The sequence below is a fragment of the Pseudoalteromonas sp. NSLLW24 genome, from assembly GCF_015864725.1.
Taxonomy (GTDB): Bacteria; Pseudomonadota; Gammaproteobacteria; order Enterobacterales; family Alteromonadaceae; genus Pseudoalteromonas; species Pseudoalteromonas arctica.
Map to the genome: position 1 here is coordinate 25,440 of NZ_JADYWQ010000016.1, position 11,736 is coordinate 37,175.

The following is an 11,736-nucleotide window of genomic DNA, read 5'->3' on the forward strand; positions in this document are numbered from 1 at the left end:
TATTTAATTATGACTATTAAAGTAGGTATTAACGGTTTTGGCCGTATGGGACGTTTAACACTGCGTGCAGCAGTTGATTGGCCAGAAATAGAGTTTATTAAAGTAAATGATGTAGCGGGCGATGCTAAAACACACGCACATTTAATTGAGTTTGACTCAGTGCACGGACGCTTAGCGCAGCAGGTTACTAGTGATGATAATAGCTTTAGTGTGGGTAAACACACGATTGCAGTTACCAACAACAAAACCATAAATGAAACTGATTGGTCAGATTGCGATGTAGTAATAGAGGCCAGCGGTAAAATGAAAACCACTGAGCTGTTAAACCAATATTTAGCGCAAGGTGTTAAGCGTGTTGTGGTAACAGCACCAGTAAAAGAAGACGGTATTTTAAATGTAGTAATGGGTGTAAACGATGACCTATATAACCCAGGTGAGCATAAAATTGTTACTGCGGCTTCTTGCACAACTAACTGTTTAGCGCCAATAGTAAAGGTTTTGCAAGAAAAAGTGGGCATTAAGCACGGCTCAATGACCACTATTCACGACATTACTAATACCCAAACGATTATAGATGCCCCTCATAAAGATCTACGCAGAGCGCGTTCATGCGGTACTAGTTTAATACCAACAACAACAGGCAGTGCAACAGCCATTACGCATATTTTTCCTGAGCTTAAGGGTAAATTAAACGGCCATGCTGTGCGTGTACCTCTTACTAACGCGTCAATTACCGATTGTGTTTTTGAGCTAGAGCGAGGTGTTACACAAGATGAAGTAAACACTTGGTTTAAAAATGCTGCAAATAACGAGCTAAAAGACATTTTAGGCTACGAAGAAAGACCGCTTGTATCTATAGATTATAAAACAGATCCACGTAGTTGCACCATAGATGCGCTTTCAACTATGGTAATTAACAACACTCAGCTTAAATTATACGCTTGGTATGATAACGAATGGGGTTATGCAAACCGTACCGCTGAGCTAATGCTTAAAGTTGCACAAAGTGATGTGGTTTAATCTCGTTTTAAAAGGTTTAAATTCATGCTTGCGCAGTTAGCTAATTTACCAAGCTCTATAAAACAATATTTAATAATTACCGGTAATTACTGGGCATTTACTTTAACTGATGGTGCACTGCGCATGCTGGTGGTGCTGTACTTTCATCAGTTGGGTTATGGTGCATTTGCAATAGCCATGTTGTTTTTGTTTTATGAAATTTTTGGCGTAATCACCAATTTAGTAGGTGGTTGGCTTGGGGCACATTTAGGGTTAAATAAAACCATGAATGTAGGGCTTGGGCTACAGCTTGTAGCTTTAGCCATGCTTTGCGTTCCTGGAGATTGGCTAACCGTTGCCTATGTTATGGCAGCGCAAGCACTGAGTGGCATAGCTAAAGACTTAAATAAAATGAGCGCAAAGAGCGCCATTAAGTATTTAGTACCACAAGACGATGCAGGGCAAAGCCAATTATATAAATGGATTGCCATACTTACGGGCTCTAAAAATGCGTTAAAAGGAGTGGGCTTTTTTTTAGGTGGCTTGCTACTTACCGTATTTGGTTTTGTGGGGGCATTAATAAGCCTAATTGCTTTACTTAGTGTTGCGTGGGTTATTAGTTTAATTTTTTTAAAAGGCGATATTGGTAAAGCTAAAAACAAACCTAAGTTTAAAGAATTATTTTCTAAATCGCGGGCAATCAACTTACTTAGTGCAGCGCGTTTATGCTTATTTGCGGCGCGCGATGTATGGTTTGTGGTTGCATTGCCGGTTTACTTAGCCGCTCAGTTTAACTGGGATCACTGGTGGGTAAGCGGCTTTATGGCTTTGTGGGTAATTGCTTATGGATTGGTGCAGTCGCAAGCACCGCGTATAACAGGGCAAAGTGATTCAAACTCACATTCAGTTAAAAAAGCGTATTGGTGGGTTGCTCTATTAAGTGGCGTAACTGGCATTTTAGCGTTGTTGATGCAATTTGATGTAGCGGTACATTTTACGCTTGTAATCGGCTTACTTATTTTTGGTGGTGTATTTGCTGTAAATTCATCGCTGCATAGTTACTTAATAGTAAGTTTTGCTAAAAACGATGGGGTATCACTCGACGTTGGCTTTTATTATATGGCCAATGCGATAGGGCGTTTGCTTGGTACGGTGCTTTCTGGCTGGGTTTTTCAGGTATATGGGCTCAGTGCGTGTTTATGGGTAAGTGTGTGTTTATTAATTGCAGCCTCAATTACAACGGCACGTTTGGCTAAACTTTAAAAAACTCAACGTATTGTATTAAATTCAATTTGTTTAACGATATTCATAGCTTCGTTGGTTAGATCTACTAAACTGTATCAGTAGTTTTAATTTAAAGGGTGTGATGAATGCGAGAAATATCGTTAGCAAAAAAGTTACTCTGGCTAAGTGTCGGTAGTATATTTATAACTGTACTAGTGCTATCAGGCATTTTGTGGTGGCAGTTATCATCAAGTAATAAGCAGTTAGCGACCAAATCCGAAGAGTACATTATTGTAGAAGTAGAAGAAAAGCTTAATGCTCATGCGGCTGGATACGGAGAAAAAATTGCTGGCTTTATTAATGAAGCTTACCGTGTTCCTTATTCATTAGCGGCACTACTTGGCGATGCAGCAAAACAAAGCACTTTAGACCGAGATACAGTTGTCAGTATAAATAAAGCGGTTTTAGAACAAAACACTCTCTTATCATCTATTTATTCTCAATTTGAACCAAACGCTTTTGATGGGCAAGATTCTCAATATCAACAAGGGTATAAGCATTCAGTAGATAGTGCTGGTACTTTAGAGGTATATATAACTCGCGATCAAAAAGGCGTAATTGAACAACAAAAAGTAGCGAATGCTGCCGATAAATATATTACCTCTTTAAATGAATTTGGTATTCGCGAAGCGCAGTGGTATTTGTGCGCAAAAGACACACTTAAGCCTTGTATTATGGAACCGTATTTATACGAAATCCCATCGGGCGATTCGGTAATGCTAACTTCGTTAACCGTGCCTATTTTAAAGTCAGGCCAGTTTATTGGTTTAGCAGGCGTTGATTTAACTCTACCAACCTTTCAAGTAATGACTGAGCAGCTTTCTAAGCAGCTTTACAATGGTCAAGCTAAAGTAACCTTATTAAGTGATTTAGGTTTAGTTGTAGGCAGCAGTCATTATAAATCTAAATTAGGGCGCCCAATTAAAGAGGCTGTTAGTTCTACTATATTTAATGATATTGAAAAGTCTAAAGGGCAAAGCGGTATTTTTAAAACAAATAGTGAATATTTAGTAAATTATCCAATTGATATAAAACTAGCAAACACTCAGTGGTCATTAATCATAGAAGTACCTACAGACCTAGCACTTGCAGGGCCTGAAGCGCTAGAAAAAAACATGCAAGAAACAGCAGCATCACTCGGGTTTATTATTTTAATTACAGGCTTAATAATTGCTGTGGTTGCTTTTGTTATTATGAAATTAGTAATTGCAGGTGTAATAGCGCCGCTACAACAAATTCAACAGCGGGTTGATAACCTCGCAAGTTCTGAGGGTGATTTAACGCATACATTGCATGTTGATAGCCACGCAGAACTTATTGCATTAGCTGGTGGGTTTAATCGATTTTTAGCAAAACTACGTGATTTAATTTCTGAACTAAAAGCGGTGTCTGAGCAAACTAAACAGCAAGGCGAAATAGCACAACACATCGCTATTGATACTAAGCATAATGTTCAATCTCAATTTCAAGAAATTGAAAGTGTGGTAACGGCTATGAACGAAATGAGCGCAACAGCACTCGAAGTCGCCAGAGCATCAGAGCAATCAGCCCAACAAGCCGATGAAATAAATAGCTTGGTAGTAAGCAGTGAGTCGAGCTTATCGTCAGCGATGACACAAGTTAAAACGATGTCTGAAGAAATTAAAGAAGCAAACCAAGCAGTTGAAAAAGTCGCTTCGCGTAGTAAAGACATTACGCAAATATTAGATGTAATTCGTACTATTTCAGAACAAACAAACTTACTTGCACTTAACGCAGCCATTGAAGCTGCGCGCGCAGGTGAGCATGGGCGAGGCTTTGCCGTTGTTGCTGATGAAGTACGTGCACTTGCTTCTAAAACGCGTTCATCAACAGATGACATAAGCCAGTTAATTGATAGTTTATTATCTGAAGTAGGTAACGCATCTACCGTTATTGAAAAAGGCGTAGTACGTGCACAAAATGCCGTTGATGAAACATCGGTAGCTTTTGATGCTCTGCACAGTGTTGTTGTTAAAGTTGATGAAATAACCAATCAAATTACACATATTGCCACCGCTGCTGAAGAGCAAAGCTTAGTGACTGAAGAAATAAACCGTAATTTAACGCTTATATCTGATGCCGCATCGCAGCTTGCTGACTTATCTACACAAGCAGGGGATAGCAGCGAAGCGCTTAATGCACTTGTTGCCCAGCAAGATAATGAGCTAAATAAGCTTAAAACGTAACTTATAAATTAAGTTTTAAGCACAAAAAAATGGCCAGTTAATACTGGCCATTTTTATTTAGTAAAATAAGTATAACTTGTTGAGAATGCTCGATAACTGCTATTTATAACTTTTTAATCAACATAAACATTTGGTTGATCATTGGCTCAGCAAATTGATCTACATTAGGACGATTAAAATAACCGCGTAAACCTGTAAATTGCACCTGAAAAAAGCGCGCATATTCAACAGCGGTCAACGTATTACTTAACTCACCTTTGTTTATTGCTTGTGTAAACAACTGCGTTAAATAAGCTTCAAATTGAGCGGTTAAATCTAAGCTTAGCTCATATAGGTTTGAGTCTTTTTCTGCAAACTCGCTGTTTGCTTTAACCAGCATACAAATAGCGCTTGGGCTGCAATCTTTTGTTTTAATGACCACATTTTCAACAAATGCACGTAACCCACCAAGTACTGTATCTGCACTTGATAGAAACCCCTCTATTTGGGTTTTCATTTGTACTGTGTAATCTTTCAGCGATTCGCAGTATAGCCCTTCTTTAGAGCCAAACGCAGAGTAAATACTACCCGGGCGCATATTAACGGCTTCTTGTAAGTCACGCGTTGAGGTTGCATGAAAACCTTTTTGCCAAAATAGCTGGCTTGCAACGCGAACTACATTATCGCGTTCAAATTTAACCTTATTAGCCATATCATTCTCAATCAATTTGAACATTTGCTCAATTTTAACTTGAACAGTCGCTCAAAATCAAATACTATGTGTCTCGAAGTTACTTAAAACTATTAATTATTAGGAGCTAACCATGGCCGAATTTACTTTATACACTCAAGAAAACGCACCAGAAGAAGCAAAACCGTTACTAGCTGATTCAGTAGCAGCATTTGGTATGCTTCCTAACTTACATGCAGTAATGGCTGAAGCACCAACATTACTTAAAGGTTACCAAGTACTGCATGAGCTGTTTCAAAAAACATCATTCAATGCAGAAGAGCTAACAGTAGTATGGCAATCAATTAACGTTGAGCACGCATGTCATTACTGTGTTCCTGCACACAGTGGTATTGCAGCGGCAATGAAAGTTGATCAAGGTATTGTTGACGCACTTGTAAACAAAACACCACTTGAAAACCCTAAGCTAGAAACTCTTCGTGAAACTACACTCGCAATGACACGTGAACGTGGCGTGATCAGCGATGAGCAAATCGAAAAATTCTTTGCAGCAGGTTACGGTAAGCAACAACTACTTGAAATTATTGTAGGCTTGTCTCAAAAAGTAATGAGCAACTACACTAATCACCTTGCTGATACACCAGTAGACGCTGCATTTAAAAAATACGTAAAATAAATACGATTTTATAAATGACAAAAGGCAGCCTAGGCTGCCTTTTTTGTGTTTATAAATCGCGGCTATTTAAATTTAACCGTTTTTGTACTGCGTGTATAGCTTCTGCTTTCGGGCTTAGTCCATTCACCCTTCTTAAGATAAGAGGTCGATACAATAAACTTATCGTCTTTTAAATCACTAGTAGATTTAACCTTAGTCACTCCCTCTTTACTGCCTGTTACTTCCTCATAGGCTACAAACTGAGTAGGGCTTAATACCGTTATTGTGCCTTTAGTGTAAAATCCTGCCGTAGTGAAATAATAAAATACGAGTGACTTCTTTTTGCTATCATAAAAAATCATCGACTCACCGCCATACTCACCCTCGTTAATCGAGTGCATGGTACGAATAGCTTTACCGTTTAAAGCGCGTTCCCAACGGCCAACATCTTGTATTTTTTTAGCGCCTTCTGGTACTTTAAAGTCTGCTTGCCACGTTCCTAAGTAAGGTTTAAACACTTCTAGCTCTTTATCAAGGTTACTGGCAGTTTCATTAGCAAAGCTACTAAATGTGCATAAACATAATGCTAAGAATAGCGATTTAAAATATGTCATAATTTGGCTCTCGTTGTTAGGCTCTTATAAGCCCAGTATAGGTGATAATTAATTGATAAAGAAAATATTAATCACATTCTCATTGCTTTATTTAGCTGCCATTTGGTTAGCTTACCCGCTGCAATACTTACCTGTTTATATACCAATATATGTACCTGGTTATATAAGTGTATTAAGTGCTATAACTTTTTTAATGTACGCGTGGGATAAGCGACAAGCTAAGCGCTCTTCACATAAAAAAGTAAACCGCACGCCAGAGCGTACACTGCAGCTACTTGCATTATTTGGAGGATGGCCGGGGGCATTACTTGCTCAACAATTACTTCGTCATAAATCGCAAAAGCGACGTTTTATTATTGTGTTGTGGTTATGTATTTTAGTGAATGTTGGTAGTTATTTCGCAGTAGGATATTTGTGGCTTTATGAAGGATTTAATATGCCTTAGGCCAGTTATTAAATTAACCAGGCTAAGGCATATAAACTAAAACGTACTGAGAAGCTTACTGAGCCGATTGGCTTGCTTCCATTGTATCGAGTTCAACAGTTAGTATTGTTTTTTTATCAACTGAAACCCACTTTCTGTAAGTAAGGTATCCTGCTTTGCTTACTTCAATATCGTATTTACCTTCTTTAAGCTCAATACCAGCTTTGTAAACAGGGTTGATATTCATAATACGAACGCGAGCATCAGCAGGGTTAGTAATAACTGTTAATGAAATTGGTGCAGCTACTTCCTCTACTACAACTTGAGTCTCAGTAACAACTTCCTCAACAACTTGTTCTGTTTTATCAGTTGACGTTGTTGAACAACCAGCTAGTAATAATATTGCTGCAAGTGCGCTTAAATTTTTCATCGGTACTCCATTAGATCATTGTAAAAGTGTTGAGTGTCACGAAAAATCTGGGGAGAGTATATCTAACTCGTCGTCCTTGACCTTCGTTTTAAAATAAACTGGCGGATAGTTTAATATGTATCCGCCCTGTATTCAATTGCCGTAATTCTAATATCTTAAAGCACCTTTCTATAAGTAGCTAAAAGGGGATTTTAACTCATTGATATAAAATTATATATTAGAGCATACTATCTAAAGATTGCGTTATGGCTTCGCTTCTCTCTACTAGTTGCTCAGCAGTTCTATACATTTTTCGTTTCATTAATGTATTTGCCATCGTTATGTATCTTCTTGATAGCTCCTGTTTTAACTCAACCAAAAGGGAGAAATCTGCTGGTAATTCATTCGATTCTAAGTTAACTAGTTCTTCAAATTCAAGTAACTCTTTATAGTCTTCTATTTTATCTAGTTGCGCGCTATAGCGTTGAAATCTTGGTTGATAAAATACAACAGCATCAGATGTAGGAAAGTTTACTTGTTCACCTTTATCTATTATCTCTTTGTATGCAGTTAATGCATCAATAGCTGATTCTCTTTTTAATAAATCGCTAAAAAGAAGCTCTGCTTTTTGGCTGTCAGTAAATATCGCTTTACCTACACTCAGTAGCGCTTTTTGCGAAACTACATCATCACTTTCAACTGCTTGATTAAGTGTTAATTTGAAATTTTCAAAATGCTCTGGTAAAGGTTGATATACATATGTGCTATCAACTTCGTTAAGGTCTTTAATTAGTTGGGGGATACTATTGTTGTCAACTTCGTTATAACGGGATTGTTCCAGCAGTAGATTAATTCTTGATGTTATATCAAAAATTATAGACTGGCGTTCTCTAAGAACACTTTCTAATTGCACAGAAAGCGTTTCTGAATCTGGGTAGTACTCCAAAGCTTTAGAATAGACTTCAATAGTTTTATCAAAATCTTTAAATTTATTAGCGCTATTATTTGTTCTACTCGCCCTAGTGTCGAAGCTATCTAATATACTAGCTTGATTAACTCTCAATAAACCTTGTTTTAAGACTTCGTATTGTGGAGGGATTTCTCCTAGCTTATCTAATATTTCAGGTCCACTCCATGACATCCAAGTTTCAACTTGTTGGTTGATAGCATTCGCGTTATCAAGTTTTGCCTGTAATTGTTTTGTGCTGCCATTAGTCGAAACATGGTATTGACCTGCAAGTACAGCTAAGACAACTGAAATAGCAACTAAGGCAATAGTCGGTTTTAAATTAGATTTAAGTTTATTTTGAATTGGTAGTAAGGAACTCTCACGTTGTGATGACTCTAGTGATAATGCCTTTTTTAAACTTTTCCAAAGCCAAATAGGACAATGACTAGGGCGTGAAGCTGAAGTGTTTTTCGAAAGCTTATCGGCAGAAACTCGGTTAAAAGGGTGCTTACTGCTAAGTAGCTCAAATGCGATACATGCAAATGAAAACACATCATCTTTAACAGATGCTTCAGCACCACTTAGTTGCTCTGGGCTTGCATAAGTTGGGGTATACCCACCAATTGTACCTAGATCTGTATTACTATTAACTGCGTAAGCATCTTCTATGCTTTTATGTTTAGCTATTCCGAAGTCGAGTACCTTAAGATTGCCATTACTATCGAATATTATATTAGATGGTTTAAGGTCATTATGTATAACGCCTCTAGAGTGAGCATAGATAAGCGCATCTGATAACTGTTCCAAAATCACTTTGGCTTTTTTAAACGCCATACCAGAGGGCTTATTTCTTTTTATTATTTGCTCTAAAGTTTCACCTTCGATGAGTTCCATTGTCACATAATATAAATCGCCATCTGAATCGGCTGAAAATACTTTAACGATACTAGGGTGGGAAAGTTGCTGCGTTTTAGCTGTCTCATCTTTTAAGAGTGAAATTGCTTCTTCTGAATTTGAAAACTCTTCCTGCAATACTTTTATTGCAACAAATGCTTCAGAGCGGCCTGTGTTTTCTAAAAAAGTATCTCTAGCACGGTATATGTAGCACATTCCACCTTGACCAATAAGCTCTTCAACTAAGTAGCGATTAGATATTTTCTTACCAAGTAGATTTATTTTATTTTTAGGTAATGCTTTTTTTGAACTAGAAGCAAGTGAAGCAATCTGGGTTTTATCGTTAGAATTATTAGTACCGCTCATTATAAATCCTTTTATTGTGTTAATTTAAATAATTGCAAAGGTGTTTTTGTGGTTATTATCAATTTTCCCTCTGATATTGGCATGTATTTTTACAAAAAATGCTTATTATAGCAATGTTTCAATTGTTGAATATTTACATCTATACTCACAGCCCAACACCTTTTTACTTCGATATGATTTTCTCTATGCTTTTATAATTTAAATACTAAACTAAACTAAAATAAAAGAACGATTAGATAGAATGTAAATTAAAGGGGTTATCCGGTTTTAGAGCTATGCAGAGTTATATGGAAAGAAAAAAGTGGAAGGCACGTATTAAAAGCATAAAAGTAGATAACATGAGTTAAACAAGGCGCACTATAAAATCATTATTAGCGCTATTTATTAGCTGCTTTTAAGATTAAAGGGAATTAAGTCTCTGTTTATATATTAATTTCAATGTTGACAATAGTTTCGCTTGTACTTTATCCTAGCGAAATTGTAGATTTATGGGACTAACATATCAAATGGAACTGATACTAAACATAACTAGTTATCATAGACTCTCACCTGAAATTGAAGCTTCTAAGACAGTAAAAGATACGCTTACATTCGGCCGCTCTGAGTCATGTGAATGGCATCTTCCCGATCCTGAAAAAATTATATCTAGTAGGCATGGTAAAATAGAAAAAGAAGGTGATTCGTTCTCTATTTACGATAATTCTACTAATGGTATTTATATAAATTTTGGTGTGTCTCCCCTAGGCCAAGGCAATAAACAACGCCTTTCAGACAATGATGTGCTTACAATTGGTGACTTCCAGATTGAAGTTAAATTAGTTGAGCAACAAACAGTTGCCCCTTCACAAAGCCATAAAGTTATACCTAGTAACCGAAATGATGATAAGCAATTAGAAACACAGGCTGATTCTTTTTCACAATCACATAGCTTTTTAAATGACTCTATTTTAGATGAGTCGATGCCTACTGTTTCTATGGTTCAAAGTGATTTTTCAAATTCAGGGAACCAAATACCTGAAGATTGGGATGACTTATCTCGTTTGATGAATAGTGAGCATCATGTTACCGAAAATAAAAATGATGTAATCACAGAAAAATTAGAAATGCCGATTGCTCCCTCGTCTGAAAAAGCAATACCAGAAGTAAGGCATATCGAACCTACGCCCCAACGTGTACAACAAACAGAGCCACAGAGTGATTCGTCTTTATCTGATGCATTTTTGAAAGGGCTAGGAGTTAAAGCTGAATTACAAAGCTCACTTAATACAAAAGAGCTTTGGTATGAAATGGGCCAAGGTTTGAATCTAATGCTTAATGAGCTTATGGAGTCTCTGCGTCAAAGAGCGCATGTTAAAAGTCAATTAAGATTAAACCATACAATGTTTCAGACGCAACAAAATAATCCATTGAAATTTTCTGCCGATATAGATGATGTTATTCAGAATTTATTCATAAGGAATAGTGCAAGCTTCCTTTCATCTAAGGAATCTATAAAAGAAAGCTTTATAGATACACGTAGACATGAGCATGCTTTACTAGCAGGTGCTGATGGTGTTCTTAAAGGGATGTTAGCTCAAGTTTCTCCTCAGCACATTAGTCGCCAGGCAAATGAAAGCTCCAATGTACTTAAAATTATCCCCGGTCAACTCGAGTCTAAATGTTGGAAGTTATATCAGAGTTTACATGATGATCTTTCGCAAGAAGTTAATTCAAAGGGGGCGCTGGCTCTGTCGGATGATTTCTTAAATGCATATAATGATAAAATTAAAGATACGCACTAGGAAGGAATGAAATAATGCATAAAGTTAAGCTCTACTTAATGAGTTTTAGTTTATTATTTTTAGTATTAGGATGTTCAACAGTTAATAGAATTGTTCCAGCATCTACAGATTTAAAAATCAATGTTTCTAAAAATGTAAATCCGGACACATCTGATAGACCATCACCAGTAGTGATGAAAATATTTGAGCTTAGTTCCAGAACCATTTTTGATACACAAGATTTCTTCAGCTTATACGATACACCTGAAAAAATACTTGGCCCCGATTTACTTAAAAAAGATGAGCTTGAATTACAACCAAACTCAGTACAAAAATATAAAATGAGTCTGAATCGAAATACTCGTTACGTAGGCGTAGTTGTCGCATATAGAAATATTGATCAAGCAAGGTGGAGAGCTGTAATAGAAGTTGATCCAACAGGCTATGATGATATTGATGTTAATGTAGAAGCAATTGCTACATACATGAGAGAGCAATAAAAAAG

At 36.9% G+C, this 11,736-nt stretch carries 11 protein-coding genes; 7 read left to right on the forward strand and 4 right to left on the reverse strand.

What is annotated here, in order from left to right; all coding sequences use genetic code 11:
• Positions 1-9: 9 nt before the first annotated feature.
• From I6E72_RS15365 to I6E72_RS15375, 3 genes are all read left to right on the forward strand, one after another.
• Complete coding sequence (locus I6E72_RS15365; RefSeq protein ID WP_197112953.1) at positions 10-1,020, forward strand: ArsJ-associated glyceraldehyde-3-phosphate dehydrogenase; 1,011 nt, start codon at positions 10-12, stop codon at positions 1,018-1,020.
• 24 nt (positions 1,021-1,044) lie between these two features.
• Positions 1,045-2,262 (forward strand): organoarsenical effux MFS transporter ArsJ, encoded by a 1,218-nt coding sequence (gene arsJ / locus I6E72_RS15370; RefSeq protein ID WP_101163124.1) that lies wholly within the window; start codon positions 1,045-1,047, stop codon positions 2,260-2,262.
• A gap of 107 nt (positions 2,263-2,369) precedes the next feature.
• Positions 2,370-4,490: a methyl-accepting chemotaxis protein gene (locus I6E72_RS15375; protein ID WP_101163123.1), complete on the forward strand. Its 2,121-nt coding sequence runs from the start codon at positions 2,370-2,372 to the stop codon at positions 4,488-4,490.
• 103 nt (positions 4,491-4,593) lie between these two features.
• Here I6E72_RS15375 and I6E72_RS15380 read toward each other — a convergent pair whose 3' ends face one another.
• A complete protein-coding gene (locus tag I6E72_RS15380) occupies positions 4,594-5,181 on the reverse strand; it encodes a TetR/AcrR family transcriptional regulator (protein WP_024591536.1) in 588 nt (195 codons plus the stop codon).
• Positions 5,182-5,293: 112 nt separating this feature from the next.
• On the opposite strand from I6E72_RS15380, the gene I6E72_RS15385 reads away from it, so the two are divergent.
• Positions 5,294-5,836, forward strand: coding sequence for a carboxymuconolactone decarboxylase family protein (locus I6E72_RS15385; RefSeq protein WP_165723047.1), 543 nt, complete (start codon positions 5,294-5,296; stop codon positions 5,834-5,836).
• A 62-nt stretch (positions 5,837-5,898) separates the two neighbouring features.
• Here I6E72_RS15385 and I6E72_RS15390 read toward each other — a convergent pair whose 3' ends face one another.
• Positions 5,899-6,429, reverse strand: coding sequence for a hypothetical protein (locus I6E72_RS15390; RefSeq protein ID WP_024591507.1), 531 nt, complete (start codon positions 6,427-6,429; stop codon positions 5,899-5,901).
• 52 nt (positions 6,430-6,481) lie between these two features.
• Between I6E72_RS15390 and I6E72_RS15395 the strand changes: the two genes are divergently transcribed.
• A complete protein-coding gene (locus tag I6E72_RS15395) occupies positions 6,482-6,874 on the forward strand; it encodes a DUF1294 domain-containing protein (protein WP_197112955.1) in 393 nt (130 codons plus the stop codon).
• A 55-nt stretch (positions 6,875-6,929) separates the two neighbouring features.
• On the opposite strand, the gene I6E72_RS15400 is transcribed toward I6E72_RS15395, so the two are convergent.
• Positions 6,930-7,283 (reverse strand): PEGA domain-containing protein, encoded by a 354-nt coding sequence (locus I6E72_RS15400; RefSeq protein WP_024607356.1) that lies wholly within the window; start codon positions 7,281-7,283, stop codon positions 6,930-6,932.
• A gap of 217 nt (positions 7,284-7,500) precedes the next feature.
• Positions 7,501-9,471, reverse strand: a complete 1,971-nt coding sequence (locus I6E72_RS15405; RefSeq protein ID WP_197112957.1) for a serine/threonine-protein kinase — start codon at positions 9,469-9,471, stop codon at positions 7,501-7,503.
• A gap of 506 nt (positions 9,472-9,977) precedes the next feature.
• On the opposite strand from I6E72_RS15405, the gene tagH reads away from it, so the two are divergent.
• Entirely contained in the window at positions 9,978-11,252 is a 1,275-nt protein-coding gene (tagH, locus tag I6E72_RS15410) for a type VI secretion system-associated FHA domain protein TagH (protein WP_101216308.1), read from the forward strand.
• Between the two features lie 14 nt (positions 11,253-11,266).
• Entirely contained in the window at positions 11,267-11,731 is a 465-nt protein-coding gene (gene tssJ, locus I6E72_RS15415) for a type VI secretion system lipoprotein TssJ (RefSeq protein WP_024607353.1), read from the forward strand.
• Positions 11,732-11,736 lie beyond the last annotated feature (5 nt).